General features: G+C 70.6%; 13 protein-coding genes. 9 read left to right on the top strand and 4 right to left on the bottom strand.

The window, feature by feature from the left end:
• Window positions 1–74 precede the first annotated feature (74 nt).
• On the bottom strand, window positions 75–251 hold the full coding sequence (locus VT85_RS27355) for a hypothetical protein (RefSeq protein ID WP_156512679.1): 177 nt from the start codon (window positions 249–251) through the stop codon (window positions 75–77).
• Window positions 252–1,045: 794 nt separating this feature from the next.
• Here VT85_RS27355 and VT85_RS04840 point away from each other — a divergent pair.
• The 4 genes from VT85_RS04840 to VT85_RS04820 all read left to right on the top strand — a co-directional run bounded on the left by VT85_RS04840 (window position 1,046) and on the right by VT85_RS04820 (window position 6,867).
• Window positions 1,046–2,770 (top strand): hypothetical protein, encoded by a 1,725-nt coding sequence (locus VT85_RS04840; RefSeq protein ID WP_156512678.1) that lies wholly within the window; start codon window positions 1,046–1,048, stop codon window positions 2,768–2,770.
• Window positions 2,771–3,159: 389 nt separating this feature from the next.
• Window positions 3,160–4,104, top strand: coding sequence for a hypothetical protein (locus VT85_RS04830; RefSeq protein WP_068411305.1), 945 nt, complete (start codon window positions 3,160–3,162; stop codon window positions 4,102–4,104).
• 127 nt (window positions 4,105–4,231) lie between these two features.
• Window positions 4,232–5,380 carry a S1C family serine protease gene (locus VT85_RS04825; RefSeq protein WP_156512677.1) on the top strand — a complete coding sequence of 383 codons (1,149 nt, stop codon included), beginning with the start codon at window positions 4,232–4,234 and terminating at the stop codon, window positions 5,378–5,380.
• 77 nt (window positions 5,381–5,457) lie between these two features.
• On the top strand, window positions 5,458–6,867 hold the full coding sequence (locus VT85_RS04820; RefSeq protein ID WP_068411299.1) for a sigma-54-dependent transcriptional regulator: 1,410 nt from the start codon (window positions 5,458–5,460) through the stop codon (window positions 6,865–6,867).
• 75 nt (window positions 6,868–6,942) lie between these two features.
• On the opposite strand, the gene VT85_RS04815 is transcribed toward VT85_RS04820, so the two are convergent.
• The 3 genes from VT85_RS04815 to VT85_RS04805 all read right to left on the bottom strand — a co-directional run bounded on the left by VT85_RS04815 (window position 6,943) and on the right by VT85_RS04805 (window position 12,153).
• Complete coding sequence (locus VT85_RS04815; RefSeq protein ID WP_068411293.1) at window positions 6,943–7,566, bottom strand: PEP-CTERM sorting domain-containing protein; 624 nt, start codon at window positions 7,564–7,566, stop codon at window positions 6,943–6,945.
• Window positions 7,567–7,651: 85 nt separating this feature from the next.
• Window positions 7,652–10,435 (bottom strand): S8 family peptidase, encoded by a 2,784-nt coding sequence (locus VT85_RS04810; RefSeq protein WP_068411291.1) that lies wholly within the window; start codon window positions 10,433–10,435, stop codon window positions 7,652–7,654.
• 389 nt (window positions 10,436–10,824) lie between these two features.
• Window positions 10,825–12,153 carry a hypothetical protein gene (locus tag VT85_RS04805; RefSeq protein ID WP_197491093.1) on the bottom strand — a complete coding sequence of 443 codons (1,329 nt, stop codon included), beginning with the start codon at window positions 12,151–12,153 and terminating at the stop codon, window positions 10,825–10,827.
• A gap of 181 nt (window positions 12,154–12,334) precedes the next feature.
• On the opposite strand from VT85_RS04805, the gene VT85_RS04800 reads away from it, so the two are divergent.
• The 5 genes from VT85_RS04800 to carA all read left to right on the top strand — a co-directional run bounded on the left by VT85_RS04800 (window position 12,335) and on the right by carA (window position 20,588).
• The gene (locus VT85_RS04800; RefSeq protein WP_068411289.1) at window positions 12,335–14,338 is read left to right on the top strand and encodes a M20/M25/M40 family metallo-hydrolase; all 2,004 of its coding nucleotides are present in this window, start codon (window positions 12,335–12,337) and stop codon (window positions 14,336–14,338) included.
• Between the two features lie 735 nt (window positions 14,339–15,073).
• The gene (locus tag VT85_RS04795) at window positions 15,074–16,345 is read left to right on the top strand and encodes a hypothetical protein (protein ID WP_068411285.1); all 1,272 of its coding nucleotides are present in this window, start codon (window positions 15,074–15,076) and stop codon (window positions 16,343–16,345) included.
• A complete protein-coding gene (locus tag VT85_RS04790; protein ID WP_068411283.1) occupies window positions 16,342–17,448 on the top strand; it encodes an ABC transporter ATP-binding protein in 1,107 nt (368 codons plus the stop codon). The genes VT85_RS04795 and VT85_RS04790 overlap by 4 nt, the downstream gene beginning before the upstream one ends.
• A 146-nt stretch (window positions 17,449–17,594) precedes the next feature.
• A complete protein-coding gene (locus VT85_RS04785; protein WP_156512676.1) occupies window positions 17,595–19,301 on the top strand; it encodes a hypothetical protein in 1,707 nt (568 codons plus the stop codon).
• 126 nt (window positions 19,302–19,427) lie between these two features.
• Complete coding sequence (gene carA / locus VT85_RS04780; protein WP_068411279.1) at window positions 19,428–20,588, top strand: glutamine-hydrolyzing carbamoyl-phosphate synthase small subunit; 1,161 nt, start codon at window positions 19,428–19,430, stop codon at window positions 20,586–20,588.
• Window positions 20,589–20,702 lie beyond the last annotated feature (114 nt).

The following is a 20,702-nucleotide window of genomic DNA, read 5'->3' as shown; positions in this document are numbered from 1 at the left end:
GTCGAGGGATCTCCCCGGCGTCCGCCGCGTCGGTCGTTTCGAAGTCGAGGGCGCCGACCCTGTCGGGGGCGGGCTCAGGCGTCCTGTTCCATCCGGGAGAACAGGAGGAGGCTGGCCTCCTCGTCGAAGACGGGAGGCGGCGAATCGTCGACGGACTTGCGATAGCCGAGGCCGACGGCGACCTTGATCACCTCGCCATAGGATGGGAACGACTTGCCGGCGAGTTCCTTGAATCGCTGCATCGCGTTCATGAATTCGAGTTCATCGTCGGTGTACTGCTTCTCGAACGTCGTGGGGTCGATGCGCTTACGACGTTCCTTCTTCTCCCGGCGCTCGGCGGGCCGGGGGGGCGCGGTTCGGCCGGGGCGTCGGCGGCGCCGCGAGCCCGGAACGGGCCGCGCCGCTCCCTGCCGAGCCGTCGCTCGTGGAAAACCGTGTTGGGCGGGAAGGCCGAGAAGTCGAACTTCGCCTCGCCCGGCTTGGGGTCGTCCTGGATATCGCTCATCGGGAAACCTCCGGCCGCCCTCGAGGACGGCGATGCTCGGTTCGGGAGGGCGGCGACCGGCTCGGTCCCATCCTCGCCGGATGTCAATTTAGTAGGACGGGACCGCCGGCTTGTCAAAATGGGCCGCCAAGGGGCGTCTCGTCCGGAAATCGGCCGGGGGATCGAAGAAACGCGGGAGGCCGTTCGTCTTGTTGGGACGCAGGTCGCGCGAGGCCCGGGGACCATTCGCCGCCCCCGGTTTGGCCGCGCCGGAAACCGTGTGGCATAATGGTTGACGACGAGCCGAACGAAGCCAGCATCGAACCGCCTCATGGGAATACGAGGAACCGCCTAGGATCAGCAACGCCCAAGGTCTGCGATCGGCCGCGGGGCCGACGAGCCCCGCGTCCATCCCGGTCGGGCCGGCCAGAGTTCAATCCGGATCGCCCGGCGACGGCCTTCCGCCGCGCCATCGGCGATTCCGTCAAATGCGATGAGTAAACACCTAGCGCCCAGACCGGTCATGGCGCCGGTGATCCCTTCTGCTGGAGAGCATCGATCATGTCCCGAACCGCGAGACTGTGGAAAGGTGCCGGGCTGCTGACCCTGGGCGGCGTATTGCTGTCCGGGGCCGCATCGCGCGGCGACGATGCCCCGCCGCTTTCCGACCAACTGACGGATCTCGGGCGGCAAGCGCTGGCGCAGGGCGCCGGCGGGATGGCGCAGTCCTTCTTCCAGAAGGCGCTGGAGATCGACCCCGGCAACGCCGACGCGACCAAGGGCCTCGACGAAGCCCGGGCGGCGCAGGAACGGCTGCTGAAGGTGGCCCTGCAGGAGCCCGCCCCGCCGGCCCCCGGCGTCGCCGCCTCCGGCCCCGGCGCCGAGGCCGCGCAGCCCACGCCCCCCGCCCCGCCGGACGCCGGCCCCAACAATCGGGCGACGCTCGAGGAGTCGGAACGGTACGACGCCATCGCCCGCCAGCAGCTCACCAGCGACGTCGAGCAGCGCCTGAGCGCGGCCCGCGAGATGGTCCGCAACGGCCAGCCCGAAGCCGCCCTCGACGCCCTCCGCCTGACCCAGAACGTCGTCCGGTCGGCCTCGAACGTCCCCGAGTCCGTCCGCAACGACCTCGACCGCCGCATCCAGGCCCAGTACCTCTCGACCATCCGCGACGAGGAACGCATCGTCGCCGAGCGGATCGAGCGCCAGCGGGTCGAGTCGGCCGCCGAGCAGCGCAACCGCGGCCTGTCGCAGCTGGTCTCCAACCAGGAGACCATCAAGGCGATGATGGAGCAGTTCGACACGCTGATGGGCGAGGGGGTCTACAACACCCTCTACAACGGCGGCATGGGGAACATCGCCCTGGCCACCGCCCCCTTCTACGACGCCCGGCTCCTCTCGCAGCACGCCAGGGCGCTGATGCACAAGGGGACGCTCCCCTACAGCGACGAGAACCCGGCCCCCTACGCCGGCATGTTCGTCTCCACCACCATGGGCTTCCTCTCCCAGGAGCGGCAGTTCGAGGAGCTGAAGGAATACCGCTTCATGCTGACGATGCAAGACGTCGCCCGCGCCGCGGTCCCCTTCCCCGACGACAAGATCATCGAATACCCCGACGCCCGGCTCTTCCGCTCGCTCTCCGAGCGCCGGATCGCCCGCTACGGCAAGGCCGTCGACGTCTTCGACCGCGACCCCAAGACCAAGCAGATCCTCGCCAAGCTCGACGAGCCCCTGGCGATGAACTTCCCCAACGAAACCCCGCTGGAAGACGTCCTCAAGTACGTCAAGCAGGCCACCCAGACCCCGGCCGACAGCGGCATCCCGATCTACGTCGATCCGATCGGCCTCAATGAAGCCGACAAGACCGTGACCTCCCCGGTCTCGATCGACCTCGACGGCGTCCCGCTCAAGACCACGCTCCGCCTGATGCTTCGCCAGATCGGCCTGACCTACACGGTCAAGGACGGCTTCCTGATGATCACGTCGCAGGAGTCCGAAGACCAGCAGACCGAGATCCGCGTCTACCCCGTCGCCGACCTCGCCCTCATCCCGATCTCCCTCATCATGGGCGGCGGCGGCGGCGGCATGGGCGGCGGCATGGGCGGCGGTATGGGCGGCATGGGCGGCGGCATGGGCGGCGGCATGGGCGGCATGGGCGGCGGCATGGGCGGCATGGGCGGCGGCATGGGCGGCGGCATGGGCGGCGGTATGGGCATGATGTCCATCCCCGCGACTCCGGCCCAGGACGACCCCGCCAGCGCGCTGATGCAAAAAAAAAGCAACTGACCCCACTCAGGGGTGCCGCTGATCGTCCTTCCAACGACGTCCCGCGGGATCAGTCCGGTCGCAAACCGGCTGATCCCGCCGGCGTTCTAGAGAAGAATCAAACGCCGAAAGCCGGCTCGACCGGTGCCGATCCCAGGGTCCGCCCCGCCCCCACCGGCCGCGCGGCCCGCGAGGGTCTCATCCCCATCACCGGCGAGCCCTCGAACGCCAAGCCCACCCCCGGCGGCGACCCCTACGCCTTCTGGTCCGAATATTTCCGCAAGCATGACGAGACGGCCGACGAGCTCCATGAGACCGTCCGCCTGCTGAACCGCAGCGGCAAGGCCCGCGAGGTCCACGCCGCCATCCTCGGCTACCTCCAGCAGCGGCCCAAGAACGCCGAGTTCTGGATGTACGAGGCCCTCGCCCTGGCCATCGAGATGAACGGCGGCAAGCCCGAGGACATGAAGACCGCCCTCAACTACGCCGCCGATCTCGCCCAGCGCTCGCACAACCCCAACCACCTCGTCAGCGCCGCCGACAAGCTGCTGCTCAAGGGCTTCACCGACCGCGTCGGCCCCCTGCTCGACGAGGCCGCCGAGAAGGTCCCCCATCGCTCCGAGCCGCTCGCCATGTCGATCAACCTGGCCCAGAAGACCCGCGACCCCAAGCGGATGGCCGAGTCGATCGACAAGCTCCTCTCCCTCGGCTGGCCCGGGCAGGACGAGTACTTCCGGACCGAGAGCCGCAAGCAGGCCGAGATCCTCGCCAAGACGCTGACCGAGGAAGGCCGCGCCGACGAGGCCGAGACGCTCCTGGCCTCCCTCCCCGCCGCCGAGGCCCGCGACGTCTACATCCGTTTGACCTGGGACGGCGACGCCGACTACGACCTCGTCGTCGAGGAGCCCCTGGGAGCGACGGTCGCCTACGCCATGCCCCGATCCGTCTTCGGCGGGGCGCTCATCAAGAACGGATTGGGGCGCCGACCGGAGGAGATCTACGTCTGCCCGCGCGGTTTCGACGGAGACTACACCGTCCGGATCATGCCCATCGCCACCGACCCCGCGAAGCCGACCACCCGCCTGACCCTGGAGACGATCACCCACGAGGGCGACGCCGCCGAGGAGAAGAAGACCGTCACCCTGGCTCCCAACGACCCCCAGGCCAAGCCCGTCGTCGTCGCCCTCAAGGGGGGCCGTCGCACCAAGGCCCTCCCCTTCGTCAGCCCCGCCGTCCTCCGCCAGTCCGTCGAGGAGAAGCTGGAGAACCGCCCCGAGAAGGACAAACCGAACGCAAAGGCCGCCGATCCCGCGAAGCCCGAGCCCCGGCCGCGCGACCGGGCGCCGATCCGATGACGATCCGTCGAAGCTCGTGCGGAGGCCGATCGATTGCGACCGCCCGCCGCACGACGTTAGGATCGACGAGACGGGCGCGGGGTGCGAGCCGCTTCGGCGTCGCGAAGCCCGTCTCGGAGGCCCCATCATGTCGAGCCGTCGTCTCGGTCGCGGGCTGATCGTCCTGGCAACCCTGGCCGCCTCGCCGGAAGCCGCCCCGGCGCAGGAGGCGACGAACTCGCGAGCCGCGGCGATCCGGGGGGCGACCGCCGCGGTCGAGGCCTCGGTCGTCTCGGTGCGATCGACGCGGCACGGCTTCCGCGAGCCCCTCTCCAGTTCCGGCGTGGTGGTCGACGCAGCCCGGGGGCTCGTCGCGACGACCGGCGAGGCGACCTTCGGCGACCAGCGAATCGAGGTCGTCCTCCCTGACGGCTCGATCCGGCCGGCCCGACGAATCTTCCTCGCCGACCCGGCCACGAAGCTCGTCGTCCTCCAGATCGATCCGGCGGCGCCGGGGCTCGCCGCCGCGAATCTGGGCGGCTCGACCGCCCTGCAACTCGGTGACGAGATCCTCGCCCTGGGACGCTCGGCGACAGGCCGGCTCCTCGCCTCGTCGGGGATCGTCGCCTCCGTCCGCTCGCGCGACGAGGCGGACTTCGAAGTCGCCCCCTTCGCGATCGACGCCCTCGTCACGGTCGAGACCGCGGGCGGCCCGCTGGTGGACCACGACGGACGCGTGGTGGGAATCAGCCTCCCCGGCGAAGGGCCGACGGCCGACGTCCGGCACCTTGGAACCTTCCCGACGGCGATCACCTCCGACCACATCCGCGCGGCGGTCGCCGCGTTCGGCGACGGCGGGGGACGGCCGAGGAGTTATCTCGGGGTCCAGCTCGCCCCCGCGCGACGGCTTCCGGGAGACTTCTCGCCGACCCTGGGAGGGGCCGTCGTGACCGGGGTGGCGATGGACAGCCCGGCCGCGCTCGCCCGCCTGGAGGCGGGAGACCGCATCACGGCCGTCGACGGCCGCAAGGTCCGCGACGCCCTCGCGCTCCAGCGGGCGATCGACCTCGCGCCGGTGGGCCGCGAGCTGACCCTCGCCGTCGTTCGAGGCGAGGAGACGCTGGAGGTCAAGATCCGCACCGCCCCCCGCCCCGGCGAGTCTCGCCCCTCGCCCGTCCCACCCGAGCCGCCGACGCCCGATCGCACCATCGACTCCCGCGTTCAGGAGCCGCCCCCCGCGGAGACGCCGAAAAACGATCCAAAGGCGGGGTCGGACCTTCCCAAATCGGACCACTAGCGGCAAAAATGGACGAGGACCGTTCCGTCCTGCATGGAATCAGCACACGACGACGACTACGGCGGAAGGATGGAGCCATGAAACGCCGGATCCTCACGGTCGACGACCAGAAGCTGAGCTGCGACCACCTGCGGCAGATCCTCGAGCCCGAGGGGTACGAGATCGAAGCGGCGTATGACGGCGCCACCGCGCTGGAGATGCTCCGCGACCAGGTCTTCCACCTGGTCGTCACCGACCTCAAAATGCCCGACATGAGCGGCTTCGAGCTGCTCTCGACCCTCCGCGAGCGGCGCGTGCCGGTGGGGGTCGTCGTCGTCACCGCCTACGGCGACACGTCGGAGGCCCTCCAGACCATGAAGGCCGGGGCCGACGACTTCCTGCGCAAGCCCTACGACGCCGAGCACCTCCGCCTGGTGGTCGAGCGGACCCTGGAGCGGCGGCATCTGGTCGATCGTCTGGCGCAGCTCCGCAACCAGCTCCGGGGGACCTACAGCTTCCACACGATGGTCTCGCAGAGCGCCAAGATGCGGCGGATCTTCGACCTGATCCAGCACGTCGGCCAGGTCGATTCCACCGTCCTGATCCACGGCGAGACCGGCACCGGCAAGGAGCTGGTCGCCCAGGCCCTCCACGCCGTCAACACCCGGCGCAAGGGGAAATTCGTCGCCCTGAACTGCGCGGTGCTGAACGACTCGCTCCTGGAAAGCGAGCTGTTCGGCCACGAGCGCGGGGCGTTCACCGGCGCCGAGAAGCGGAAGATCGGCCGGTTCGAGAAGGCCGACGGCGGCACCCTGCTGCTGGACGAGATCGGCGACATCTCCCCGGCCATGCAGGTCAAGCTCCTCCGCGTCCTCCAGACCGGGACGCTGGAGCGCGTCGGCGGCGTGGAGCCGATCAAGGTCGACGTCCGCATCGTCGCCGCCACGCACAAGAGGCTGGAGGACGAGGTGAAGGCCGGCCGCTTCCGCGCCGACCTGTACTATCGCCTGAAGGTCGTCCTCATCGACATGCCCCCGCTGCGCGAACGCAAGGAGGACGTCGCGCTGCTGGCGATGCACTTCGTCGAGAAGCATGCGTCCGCCGCCAACCCGATCACCGAGATCGACTCGGCCGCGATGCAGGCGCTCCTGAATCACCATTGGCCGGGCAACATCCGGGAGCTGGAGAACGCGATCAAGGCCGCGGCGGCCATGGCCGAAGGCCCGGTGATCCATCGCGACCTCCTCCCCGAGACGATCGCCCCCCGCACCCCCGACGCCCCCCACGCCAGCCCCTCGCTCATCGACATCGACGTCCGGCTCCCGGAACTCATCGAGGAACTGGTCGGCCAGGTCGAGCGAGAATACTTCCACCGAGTGCTCTCGGAATTCGACGGCAACGTCGCCCGGTGCGCCCGCCACAGCGGCCTCTCGCGCCGGAGCGTCACCCAGAAGTTGCAGAAATACGGCCTCGAACGCCAGGCGTTCAAGAAGCCCAAGTTCGAATGAGACGGGGCGAGGGAGGGGCCCGAGTCGCCCCCCCTCGCCCCACCCCTTTTCCCATTCCGACTCAGGCTCTCCGGGTCACGCCAGGGCGACCCGACGCTCCCGAGCGGCGATCGCGGCGGCCGTTCCCGCCGCCAGCAAACCCATCGCCAGCGAGGAGGGCTCCGGAACGGTCCCGCCGGACGAGCGGACGGTGATGCGAGCGGCCCCGACGTTGGTGGGATCCAGCACGTCCCCCATCAGCGTGATGAAGTCCGCGGACTGGTCGTCCAGATCCTTCACCTGAAGCGTGGTCGTCCCCGCCGCCAGTCCGGTGAACGTCAGCCTGGCCAGCAGGAGCGGGGTCGTCAGGTCGTCGAAGCCCATCAGGCTGGTCAGCCCGAGGGTGATCGTCGAAGGATTCTCGAAAGCCGCGTCGGCGACCCAATCCAGGAGGTAGGCGATCGTCCCCAGGTCGGTTCCGAGGACGCCGGCGGGATCGCCGAACGAGAGGCGGATTCCGGCGGTGAGGAGCGGGTTGGACGCATCGACCTGCGGCCCCGCTCCTTCCTGGCCCAGCAGCACGTCCACCATGACGATCTCGCCGACGTCGATCGTCGACGACGAGGGCTGGAGCGAGAGGAAAAGGTCGGCCCGGGCGGACCCGGCGGGCAGACCGGCCAGGAGGGCGACGACGAAGACCGAAACACCAAGCGTTCGCATGGGCGTGGATCCTGGATGGAAGAAGACGGAATCAGGTCGAAGCCCGGCGCGCGGCCCCGAGGCTTCTCGGGGCCGCGCCCGCCGGTCAGGAAAGGCGTCGCTTGCGGAAGTTGGCCGTGAAGGCCGTCTGATCCGCGAGGTCGATGTCGCCGTCGCCGTCGCCGTCGAAGATCGAGGCGGACGGGGACGTGGGATCGACTCCGAGCGCCGCGGCCCGGAACGCCAGGAAGTCGACGGCGTCGACCTGGCCGTCGCCGTTGGAATCGCCGAAGAAGCGATGGAACGCGAGGGTGCGGACGCTCCCTCGCACGCCGTTCAGAGCGGCGTCGATCGGGTTCCCGGCGTCGTCGAGGATCGCCGCGCCGTCGATCCGGAGCGAGTACCTGCCGTCGGGCAGCGAGCCCCCTTGCAGGGCGCTCGCCTGGAACGTCAGGACGATCCGGGTGGTCCCGTCGCCACGGACGACGAACGACGGCACGACCGGCACGATCACGCCGTCGGTGGTCCGGGTCAGGGTGAACGCCGAGGCCGGGACCGTCGCCAGCGTGCCGGCGACGTCGAGCGTGATCGACCGGATCCGCGAGCGCTGGGCCGTGCCGTCGTCGACCACCAGGGCCGTCGCCTGCGAGATCGCCGTCACCTTCACGTCGTCGAAGGCGAAGCCGCCGGTCGTATCAAAGTGCTGGAACTTGATCCGCACGTCGGCGCCGAGGGTGAGCCCCAGGCCGGCGGCGATCCCTGAAAGGTCGAACGTGCGGGCCTGATAGGTCGACGTGGAGTCCGCCCCGGTGAGGCTGATGAGGCGATACCAGTTGACCCCGTCGACGGAGAAGGCGACGCCGTCGGCGTCCACGCGGCCGTTGAACGAGGAGGGCATCGGCTGATCCCCGTCCCCGGATTCCTTCTGGCGGAAGGCGAGTTGCACGCCCTTGCGACCGGCCAGATTCACGTGCAGGACGGATTCTCCGAGCCCGGAGAAGAAGCCGAGGCTCGAATCCATGACGAGGTGATAGGAGCCCGAGGCCGGCCCGCCGGTCGACGTGACGATCGTGCGAGAGGCCCCGTCGTTGTACGTCTCCCAGTGGACGTCCAGGGCCCGGGATTCGAAGCCGTCGAGGACGCTGGGGGAGGCGGCCGTCGGGTCGCCGAAGATCGCGTCGAAGGCGTTGATCAGCCCGTAGCCCGTGCGGACGTCGCGACCGATCCCGGAACTGACGATGTCGTCGGCGGTCGAGGTCAGGCGATCGTAGACCTGCTGGGCCGTGAAGCCGGGCCGATACTGGCGAAGCAGGGCCGCGACGGCCGCGGCGTGGGGCGCGGCGGCCGACGTGCCGAAGAAGTTCGGCCGGCCGTCGCCGTCGAAGTCGCTTCCGAAGAAGGTCGTGTCCGTCCCGTCGATCGAGGTGACGTCGGGGGTCGCCCGGATCTCCGGGGCGGCCAGTCGCGTCCCGTTGGGCGAGAACAGGATCGTGTTCGGGCCCGTCGAGGTGTAAGACTCCGGGTTCAACTGGTCGAAGAACGGAGCCGCGCCGACGGAGAGCCCCGCGGCCGACGCGTGCGGGTTCGCAGTCGCGCTGTTGGTGGGGAAGTCGACGACCGTGATCGCGCCGTAGTTGTTGGCCCCGTAGTTCACCCACTTGACGCGGCCGGGGTTCGGGCCGCTGAAATTATAGACGAGGAGGTCGTAAGAGCGGGTCGCGCCGGTGGTGTTCTGGAACGCGAGCAGTTCGCTGGGGGTCTGGATCGCCGGATTGTCCGCCGCGGAGGAAGCCACGATGGCGCCGGTGGCCGGATCGATCAGGTAGAAGTCCAGGTCGGTCGTCACGCCGTCGACCGTGTAGAACGGCTGGTCCCACTGCAGGTTCAGGTAGACCACCTGACCGGCGCCCAGCGTGATCCGCTGTCGCGTGTCCACCCCCGCGCCGGGGTTGAAGTCGAGGAAGCCCGATCCGTACGTGGGATCGGCTCCGAAGCTGGGGGAGGTCGATTCATACGCCTGGGTCCCCAGGTTCCCCGCGAGCGCGAAGTAGGCGACGTCCCGGTTGGCCACCACGTCGTTGATCGCCTGGGCGATCGGGCCGTCCTGGAAAAGGGGCTCCTCGAAATAGAAGATGTCGTCGGTGATGATCGAGGCGCCGAAGACCGCCGGATTGGCCAGGTCGCGGATCAGCTGGCCGAACTGGGCCTGGCCGTAGAAGGCCGACCCGAAGGCGAGCGGCGAGCCGGGCGCCAGGTCGTGCACCAGTTCGGCCATGCCGCGCCCCTCGTCGGAGCTGCCGGCCGGCCCTTCGAGGTAGTTCAGGACGCCGGCCGGGAGGTCGCCCGAGGCGACCCCCGCCGCATAGCCCCCCAGGCGGTTGAAGCTGTCGCTGATCACCCCCACCTTCACACCGGCCCCGGTGAGGCCGGCGGGGAGCGTGTTGCGGACGCGGTCGGCTTCGAGCACGAAATCGGCCTGGCTCGTCACGGCGCCGGCGCCCGTCTGAGGACGGGCGATGGCCGAGAGGCCCAGGAGCCCGGAGGCGGCGAGCGTCGTCGCGTCGAGGATCGAGGCGAGCGGCAGGAAGCCTTCGACCAAATGAAGCGCCGGCAGCGACGCCGTCACCTGGAATCCGAGCCGTTGCAGCTCGGGCGTCAGGCGGCCGACGTCCCGGGCCGTCACCGACACGGCGACCCGCCCCTGCGCATCCCGGATGAGCGGGAGCCGCGACGAATCGATGACCTGGGCCGGGCTCACGCCGGCGGGCGCCGTCCGGGAGGCGTAGACGAGGCTCGCCAGCGAGGACGACATCCTCTGGACCTGGGCGTCGCCGTCGCCCAGGATCGCGGGCGTCAGGAGGGAGGTCGCCCTGGGGAGAAGGCCCGCCATGAGCCTGCGGTCCTCCAGCTGTTCCGTCCGAGGGGAGCAGGCGATCGGCCGCCTCGGCCTCCGGGAACGCGCCCGGTCGGAATCCAGGTGATTTCGCGTCAAAGGGCACCTCTTCAGGGTTGCGACTCGAGGATGCGTCGAACGACTTCGGCGACGCCCTCGCGAGCCTCGATGCTTGACGACAAGGGATCTTCATCGAATCCCGGCGAGAGAGCGTGCGGGCGACGAGATCACGATGCCCGCACAATTCGACAAAGTCAAGCATCGAACGCAATTCTTCTTAAGGATCCCACGACAAGGCGGCCCCCGCCTTTCGATTCCGCGCATCCACGAACAATTTCAAACAACCGTCCGAACCCGACGAGCACGCCCCCGCAGGGCGACGCCGGTCAGGGGAGCGGCACGTCCCGGAACGTAAACTCGACGGGGACGGTGACGACCCGGCTCGGCGTCTCGTACACGAGCTGGTAGTCCTCGGGCTTGCCGGGCGCGTCGACGAATAGGTATTCGAACCCCAACCGGCCGCCGTCGCTGCCGGTGTTCGAGAATCCGCCGTTCTGTTCGAATTTGGAGCCGTCGGCCTTCTGGAGCCAGAGCCGGTTGTTGAACAACCCCTGGCGGTAGCTCTCGAACGCGGGCCCCTCGCCCGGATAGCTGAGGACGACCCCCACCTTCCAGACCTGCTCGTCCACCTCGACCCCTTCGAGCGTCACTCCCACCTCGCCTTGCTGGATGGTCTTCTTCTCGGCGAGGTTGGGGAAGCGGAAGGTCTTCACGTCGGCGGGGAGGGTCATCTCGGCCTTCACGCGGAAGGTCGCGAGCTTCATCGCCGACCGATCGGGCGCCTCTAGGTTCACGTTGACGTCGGCCGACGGGTTCTCGGGTCGCAGCACCACGTCGCTCGACTCCGCCGCCACCTGCGGCTTGACCGTGCGGCCCTGGTCGTCTCGGACCTCCACCTGATCGGCCTTGATCGCCATCAGCATCGGGCGGATTCGTGGCTCCCAGGCGATCTCGAGGGCCGCGTTGGCGGACGCCGCCCCCGTCTGGAAATCGCGCATCGCCGTGAACTGCCGGAGGGTCACCCGGAAGGGCCCGACGTACTGCAACGGCGTCGAGGTCGTCGCGGCGGCTCCGGCGGCGGCCTCGGCTCGCCCCCCCATGATGCCGATCGAGCCGTCGCCGGTGTACGGGGTGATCCCGACGTCGGCCCGCCGCGCGACCTCGTCGAGGGCCTCCAGGAACGGCGCGCCGTCCAGGTCGAGGTCGATCGACGGGTTCGTCGCCTCGACCCCGTACTGCTCGCGGAGGTCGGTGATCGGGTTGCCGGTCTGCTTCTGGAGCTGCAGAAGGGCGTCGCTGAGGCGGATCCCCTTCGCCTTGAGCGTCACCCGAGAGGGCTTCGTCGGGTCGTCGCCCGGCCCGTCCTTCCCGATCGACTCGCGGACCCTCGCGAGCCGATCGGCGCTCTCCTTCGGGAGGCCTGCCGGGTCCGGGAGCAAGGGCAAGGCCCGCGCCCCGAGCTTCACGAGCGCCGCCTCGGCCGCGTCGCGAGCCTCCGGCTTGTCCGCGCCCAGCCGCTCGACGAGTTGCAGCACGCGGTCGCGCAGCGCCGCTTCCGACGCCTCCTGGCCGACCGCCGCCCCCCCCGCGACCGCCGCGAGCAGGAGCGCCGGGAGCCACCGCGAGAACCGCCGACGCCCGTTCATTGCGATCATATCCACCGAGCCTCCCGCCGGAAGTGACAATTGTCCTAGCCCCGCCGGGTTCAGTGTAGCGGGGGGTCGGGGCGGTTGCAACGCGGCCCCCCTCGGCCGGGAGACGGCTTGACCCTGCCGACACGGCCCCTCAGAATCGACCCGTCCAGGACGATCAAGGCGTCGAGAAAGGAACGATCGGATGATGAGGCATCGCGTGGGGAGTCCGGGGCGGTTCTCGGGGGTCGCGGCGGGCCTGGCGGCCCTGGCGGCCCTGACCTTCGGGCCAGCCGTCGTCGGGACGCGGGCGCAGGCGCCGGTCGGGGACGGGGGCGGCGGGGCCGACTCGCCGGCCGCGACGTCGACGTTCGTCTCCCCGGCCGAGGTCCGGCTCCGGGACGACGTGACGTTCCTCGCCGACGACGCCCAGGAGGGCCGCGCGCCCGGGACGCAGGGGATCGAGGCCTCGGCCGAGTACATCGCCGGGCGATTCAAGGATCTCGGCCTCCAGCCCCCCCCCGGCGGCGACGGCTACTTCCAGAAGTTCACGATCTCCGGCCAGCCGCGCCTCGGCGACCCCCTCGAACTGACCGTCAAGGGGCCCGGCGACGTCGCGATCGCCGGCGTCCCCCGGACCGATTTCAACCCCATGGCCATTGGGACGACCGGCTCGGCCGACGCCGCCCCGATCGTCTTCGCGGGCTTCGGCATCACGGCCGACCGGCCGGACAAGAATCTGGCGTACGACGATTACGCGGGGATCGACGCGAAGGGCAAGGTCGTCCTCGTCCTCCGCCGCGAGCCCGGCCTGAACGATGAGGCGAGCCCGTTCGACGGCAAGAAGACCAGCGACTTCGCCACCTTCCGCCACAAGGCGACCAACGCCTACCAGCACGGGGCCGCGATGCTGCTGGTGGTCAACGACCTGGCCGGTCTCGGCTCCGACCGCGACGCCCTCCTGAACCTGGGCTCGGCGGGCTCCGAGACCCTCGCCCTCCTGCCGATCGTCCACGTCACCCGCGACTTCGCCGACAAGATCCTCAAGGCCGCCGGCGAGCCCACGCTGGCCGAGTTGGAGGCGGAGATCGACAAGGACTACAAGCCGCGCTCGCGCGAGTTGAAGGGGCTGGCCGTCGCCGGCCGCGTCAAGATCGACCGGCCCGCCATCGAGACCAGCAACGTGATCGGCGTGCTGGAAGGGGCGGGGCCGAACTCCGGCGAGACGATCGTCGTCGGCGGCCATTACGACCACCTGGGTCGAGGCGGCCTGACTTCGGGCTCGCTGGCCTTCCTCTCGACCGACGTGCACAACGGCGCCGACGACAACGCGTCGGGCACCGCCCTGACCCTGGAACTGGCCCGTCGGCTCGCGGAACGTCGCGACCCGCCCCCCCGCCGGATCGTCTTCGTCGCCTTCTCCGGCGAGGAGCGCGGGCTGCTCGGCTCGCAGCATTACGTCGAACACCCCCCCTTCCCGATCGAATCCACGGTCGCCATGTTCAATTTCGACATGGTGGGCCGCCTGAACGAGAAGCGTGAGCTGACGATGATCGGCACCGGGACCTCCCCCGGCTTCGACGGCCTGGTCGACGCGCTCGGCAAGGACTCCGGCCTGACCATCAAGAAGGTCCCGGGCATGACCGACGGCTTCGGCGGCAGCGACCACCAGTCGTTCCACGCCAAGGACGTCCCCATCCTGTTCGCGTTCACCGGCATCCATTCCGACTACCACCGCCCCAGCGACGACTCGGCGAAGATCAACTACGCGGGGATGGCCGGGATCGCCGACTACATCGAGCTGCTCCTGCTCGACATCCTCCGACGACCCCAACGCCCGGCCTTCGCGCGCGGCCCTGCCCCCGCTAGGCACGGCGCCTCGACGTCGCCGTCGGCGTCGCCTTCGCAGTCGGCCTCCACCGGGATGAGCGTCACTTTGGGCGTCATGCCCGACTACGCCGACGAGGGCAAGGCCGGCATGAAGCTCTCCGACGTTCGCGAAGGCGGCCCCGCCGCCAAGGCCGGACTCAAGGGGGGCGACGTGATCATCGGCATCGGCGGCAAGCCGATCGGGACGATCTACGACTACATGGAAAGCCTGGGCCGCTACAAGCCGGGAGACGCCGTCGACGTCCTCATCAAGCGCGACGGCAAGGACGTCACCCTTCGCGTCGAGCTGGGCAAGTCCACCTCGCCGCCCAAGCAATAAAAGGAGACTCCTCACTTAACACCACCACCTCAAGCGGATCGGGAGACGGCAATCGGGGTGCCACGGGTTCTCTGAACCCGTGGCACCCGAAGGGATTTCGCCGGAACTCGGTGGAGTCGAGTGAGGAGTATCAATAGTCAATAAAAGAAAAGCGGGCCCTCCGACGCCCCCCCCTTGCAGGGGAAGAACAGCGCGAGAGCCGTCGGGATTCGCAGCCCGGTCGCCCGAAACGCCGGCGGCTTCCACGCTCAATAGCGGTCTTCCCCCCTCGCGGGGGAAGACAGACCCCGAAGGGGTTAGATGAGGGGGTGCCGAGCACATGGAGCCGTCGGGATTCTCAGTCCGGCCGCACGAAGCGCCGACGGTCTCGGTGCTCGCCCCCCCCGCATCCGGCCCTGCGTGCCACCTTCCCCCGCCAGGGGGCTTACAAGGGGAGGTATTTTCGCAACTACTGGTTTTGAGAGAGGTTGCTGATCGTGATTTCGGGGCTTCGGATCGACGCCCGAGTTCACCGTTCGTGGAGAACCCCGTGATTTACGGGGCCAGATCACGGCGGCGTTCTGGCACATGATTAATCGACTTCCGTAACGGCCGCGATTCCGTGCGATTTGTCCACGCAACCTGTTTCAGCCCAGAATCTTGCAGAATACCTCCCCCTACAAGCCCGCCAGGGGGGAAGGACGTCGTTCGATCCCACCGCGACCGAGAGCCGTCCTCGCGATCCCAGGAGCGTCCATGAAACCGCCCGTCGTCCCGATCCTCCGGCGCCCCTCGGTCGCGATCGTCGTCGCGGTCGCGCTGCTGGAGATCGGCTGCGCGGGCGATCGCGACGACGTGCTGCGGGTCGCGACGAATCGGACGCGAGCCGAGTGCGCGCGACTGGCCCGGGAGTTCGCCGAGTGGCTCCGGGACCGCCCGGAGAGGGAAGCCGTCGACGCCGGGGCCATCGCCTGGATCGAGCTCCCCGAGGACGAGCCGATCGCCTCTTCGGCGCGAAGGGCCGACCTGCTGCTCGGAGGACCGATCTCCGATTACGCCAGGCTCGCGGCCGAGGGAAGGCTGGAGAGCCTGGGCGACGGCGCGCCTCGGCCCTACTGGGTCGTCGCCAGCCGTGGGACGGTCGGGCTCTCGGATGGGTCGGGGTCCTCGACGCGGCTCGCCCTGGCCGACCCCCGTCTCGACCCGGCGACCCGAGCCTGGGCGCTGGGGAGGAGGGCCGACCGGGAACCGTGGTCGGCCCGCTACGCGAGCCTGGTCGGGCTCTACGGCGAGGCCGAGGTCCCCATCGGCTGGCGCGCCGGATCGGCGCGGGCGACCGTGGAGCGAGGTCGGGCCGGGCGGACCGTCGCCGTTCCGGAGCCGGCCGAAGCGTCTTCATTCGAGGCCGTCGAGTTCGTCGAGGGGGCGGCGATCCCGATCGGCGCGCGACGGTCGCGGGCCGCTCGGGCGTTCCTGAAATTCCTGGCCGAGACTCGGGGGGCCGAGCCCGGCCCGAAGTTCGAGTCTCCGCTGGACGCGCGCCCCGAGGCCGACGCGGAGGACCTCGCCGCCGACCTGCTGGGGGCGACCCTCGTCGACGCGCAACCGGAGCTGTCGGCGGCCTCGGCCGCGGTCCGCAAGGCCGGCTCCCCGGCCTGGGCGACGGACCTGCTGACCCAGCCGCCGCCGTGGCCGCCGGCGTCGGTCGAGAAGCTGCTGCGACGCGAGGGCGAGGCGGGCCTGACGCTCGTCGAGACGCTCATCGGCCAGGTCGCCCCCGCCCCGGACCTGCGGCTCTGGCTCGCCCAGAGCTGGCTCAAGCCGCGCCGGCCGCTCGACGGCGAAGTTCTCGCGGAGGTGGCGGCCGGCGCGGGGGGGCGGCTGGCCCGCGAGCCCCGATTTCGATCCTGGCTGAAGGCGGAATGGACGCAATGGGCCCGACAGCGTTACCGTTGGGTGGCGCGGCTGGCCGCCTCGGGGGTCGCGCCCGTCTTTCCCCCGCCGCCGCCCCCGTCGAGCGACTCATGATCCGTGTCATCGCCGAAGGTCTGGTCAAGCGTTACGGCCGCGTCGCGGCCGTCGATCACGCGTCGCTCGAACTGCCGCCGGGCGAGCTGACCTGCCTGCTCGGCCCGCCGGGAGCGGGCAAGACCACGCTCGCGAGGCTGCTGGCCGGGCTCGAATCGGCCGACGACGGCGAGATCTATTTCGGCGACCGCATGGTCCAGGCCCTTCCCCCGCGCGATCGGGGCGTCGGCATGGTCTTCCGCGATCACGCCCTCTGGCCCGCGCTCTCGGTGCGCGACAACGTGGCCTACCCGCTGAAGCTCCAGGGCGTCCCCGGCCGCGAGCGTCGGCGACGGGTCGACGAGACGCTCGCCGCGCTGCGGGTCGACACCCTGGCCGACCTCCGCCCCGCCGCCCTGACGCCCGGCCAGTCGCTGCGCGTGGCCCTGGCCCGCGCCCTGATCGCCCAGCCCGACGTCCTGATCCTGGACGAGCCGCTCGCGGGCGTCGAGCCCCAGGGGCGCGACGACGCCTGGGACGAGATCCGTCGCGCCCGCGTGGAGGCCGGCCTGACCACGCTCCTGTTGACCTCGGCGGTCCCCGAGGCCCTCGCCCGCGCCGACCGCCTGGCGGTGATGGACCTCGGTCGCATCCTCCAGAGCGGCACGCCCCACGAGTTGTACACCCAGCCGGTCGACGTCTTCGTCGCGCGGCTGCTCGGCCCGACCAACCTGCTGCAAGGCCAGGTCGACGGCCTCAGCCACGACCCCTCCCGCCGGGAGGTCGTCGTCCGCACGCCGGTCGGCCGCCTCGTGGCCCGCACCAACCTCCCGGCGCCCACGGCGACCACCTCGCTGACGGTCTCCATCCGGCCGGAGTCGCTCGCGCTGGGGCCCGGAATCCCCAGCGACGCCAACCGCTTCCCGGCGACCATCGAGCGGATCACCTTCCAGGGCTCCACCCGCCGCATCCTCCTCCGAGGCCCCGGCGATTGGCCCGTCACCGCGCTGGCCCTGCAGAGCCAGTCGGCGCACGTCCGCGAGGGCCAGAGCGTGACCCTCTCGATCGCCCCCGAGAACGTCACGCTCCTTCCCGGCAAGTTCGCCGTCGGCGGCGGATCCTAGTCGGCCCGGGGACGCGACGGCGAGGCTCGGATTTCCCCGTCGAGGGAATTCCGGCCCGCCCCCCGGTATCACGACGACGGTCTGCTAAGATGGTGGCGACGATCGTCGGGGTCGTACCTGTCAGGATCGGGTTCGGGGATTTCCGGTTGATTCGTCTGATCGCAAGCTGGTTTTCGTCGATCGCGCTGGGATTGCTCGTGGCCGGGCCGCTCGCCGCGATGGGAGTCTGCGCGCTGCTGGACCGGGCGCCCGACGGCGAGGTCCGGGCGTCGCTCTTCCCGGTCGCGATCGCCGCGCTCGACCCGTTCGTCTGGGCGTGCGTCCGCAACAGCGTCGTCGTCGCCGGACTGGCGGCGTCGACGGCGATGGTCGCGGGGGTCGTCGTCGGCCGCCTGATCGGCGATCGGGCGTTCCGGCTTCGCGGCCCGGCCCTCCTGCTGCTCACGGCCCTGGCGGCGACGCCCTCCGTCGCCCTGGCGATGGGGGCCTCGGCGGCGGTCGGCGACGACGCCGCGACGGCCTGGTCTACGATCCTGTCCCGGTCCGAACGCGCGACCCGTCACCTCCCCGCCGACGCAGGCTGGCTCCTCTGGCTGCTGGCGGCCTCGCTCCCCGGCGCGGCGGCCGCGACCCTGGCGTACGCGTGGGCCCTGGACCGCCTGGACCCCGCCTGGCGCGACGCGGCCCGACTTGCGGGTGCCGACGGGACGCGAGCCTGGCGACGGCTCGCCTGGCCCCTGCTCCGGCCCGCGATGGCCCGCGTCGGCGGCCTCGTCTTCGCGGTGACGCTGGCCGATCCCGGCCCCCCCCTGATCCTCGGCCTGCGGCGGACCCTCGGATTCCAGATGGCGTCCGCCGCGTTCGACGCCGCGCCTTTTCCCCGGCTCGCGGTCCTGGGGCTCCTGGCGCTGCTCGCCTGCGCGACGGCCCGCGCGACGCTGCGGCTCTGGGCCGGGCCGACCCGGCTTGTAGGGCCGCCCCGGCGCGATCGCGACGGGGGGCGGGCGCGTCCCGCCGCCTCCTGGCCGCGCGTGGTCGTCCTGTCGACGCTCCTCGGATCAGGCGCGATCCTCGCGGCCGTCCCGCTGGGGGGGCTCGCGCGGGCGGCCTTCGACGGGGGCGAATCCGGGTTCCGGTCGGCGGCGATCGTCCCTCGGCTCGCCGACCCGGCCGTGACGCGCCTGCTGTTCCGCTCGATCGTCCTGGGTTTGGGCGTGGCGATCCTGGCGGCGATCTCGGGCCGCGCGCTCGGCGGCCTGGAGGCCGGGGCGGGGCCCGCGGCGTCCGGTCGGTTCCGACGCCTGGCGCGACTCCTCGCGCCGCCGCCGATGGTCGCGGGGGTCGTCGTCCTGGCCTTCGGATTCCTGATCGGGCTGGCGGCAGAGACGGTCGACTCGCGTTCGTCGATCGCGACCCGTCGCCTCGTCGAGGGGCTGGACGGCGAGCGACTCGGCCTCGCGACGGTGATCCTCGGGGTCTGGCTGGCGACCGTCGCGTCGCGGCTCGACGGCCGGCGCCCTCCCCTCGCGACCGGGACGGCCGAGTGCCGGGACGCCGCGACCCTCGCCGGGGCGGGGCGCAGCGGGGCGCGGCGGCTGGCCCGAGGAGGGTTCGGATCGGGGCGGTGGCGGGCCGCGGCGGCGACCGTCGCGACGGCGGCGGTGAACGTCGCGCCGGCGGTCGTGCTGGCCTCCTCGGCCCACTCCGCGACGATCGGCCCGGGCCTGCTCCTCTTCCATGAACGGCCCGGCGGCGGGGCGGCGATCGCCGCCTCCCTGGCGCTGATCGCGACCGCGGCGAACCTCGCCTCGGCCTTCCTCGACCCCGACGAACCGGACGGCCGGACCGGATGAACCCGGACCGGCTTCGAATCGACTCGACGACCAGGGTTCGCCGCGCGTACAATCGACTCGGTCCGAAACGACGAATTCCGCGGAAAACCGGAGGGTGAGGGCCGGATCACGGCCCCGGGAGCGACGATGGGCACGGCGAAACTGGCGCTCGAAGACGGCTCGGTGTTCACGGGCCGCTCATTCGGGGCTCAGGGCGAGATCGAGGGCGAGGTCGTGTTCAACACGAGCATGACCGGCTATCAGGAGATCCTCACCGACCCCTCGTACCACGGCCAGATCGTGGCGATGACCTACCCCGAGATCGGCAACTACGGCGTGAACACCGAGGACGCCGAGAGCCGACGGCCCTGGGTCCGCGGGTTCGTGGTGCGAGAGCTGAGCAGTCGGGTCAGCAACTTCCGGGCGGAGAAGTCCCTGGCGGCCTACCTGGAGGAGAACGGCGTCGTCGGCGTGTCGGGGATCGACACCCGAGCCCTGGTGCGGCTGACGCGAGTCCAGGGCGCCCTCCGGGGAATCCTGTCGACCGCCGACCTCGACGACGCCAGCCTCGTCGCCAAGGCCCGCAAGAGCCCGGGGATGGTCGGCCGCGCCCTCGCCAGCGAGGTCATGCCGAGCGAGGCGAAGGTCTGGGACTCGGGCCTGGACCAGGATTACCAGTTCGACGCCTCGGGACGGGGGGGGTCGGAAGTGCGTCGCCGGGCGGACGGGGCGAAGCGTCCGCACGTCGTGGCGATGGACTTCGGCATGAAGTGGAGCATCCCCCGGCACCTGGTCGACATCGGCTGCCGGGTCACCGTGGTCCCCGGCTCGGCGTCTGCCGAGGCCGTGATGGAGCACCAACCCGACGGCGTGTTCCTCTCCAACGGCCCCGGCGACCCCCGCCCCCTCGTCGAGGCCACCAACGTCCTCAAGACCCTGATCCGGACCGCCGCGGAGTCGCGAGGCATCCCCATCTTCGGCATCTGCCTGGGCCATCAACTCCTCGGCCAGGCGTTCGGGGCCGACACCTTCAAGCTCCGATTCGGCCACCGGGGCGCCAACCACCCGGTCCGCAACGAGGCCACCGGGAAGATCGAGATCACCGTCCAGAACCACGGGTTCGCCGTCGACCCATCCACCCTGCCGGCCGACGTGGTCGCCAGCCACGTCAACCTCAACGACCAGACGCTCGAAGGGCTCCGGCACACCCGCCTGCCCGTCTTCGGCGTCCAGTACCACCCCGAGGCCGCCGCCGGCCCGCACGACAGCCAGTACCTGTTCGACGAGTTCCGCACGGCGATGGCCTGAGTCCGGGCCTCGATCCGCCCCGCGATTCCGCCTCATTGACGAGGTCGTCCGGGGCGTGTACCGTGTAACTTTACATTACCAAGCGACCGCCGGGTCGCGAGCCGCTTCGGAGTG

The organism is Planctomyces sp. SH-PL62 (assembly GCF_001610895.1).
GTDB lineage: Bacteria > Planctomycetota > Planctomycetia > Isosphaerales > Isosphaeraceae > Paludisphaera.
The sequence above is the reverse complement of the archived record's forward strand: the minus strand, read 5'-3'. Positions and strand labels throughout refer to the sequence as shown.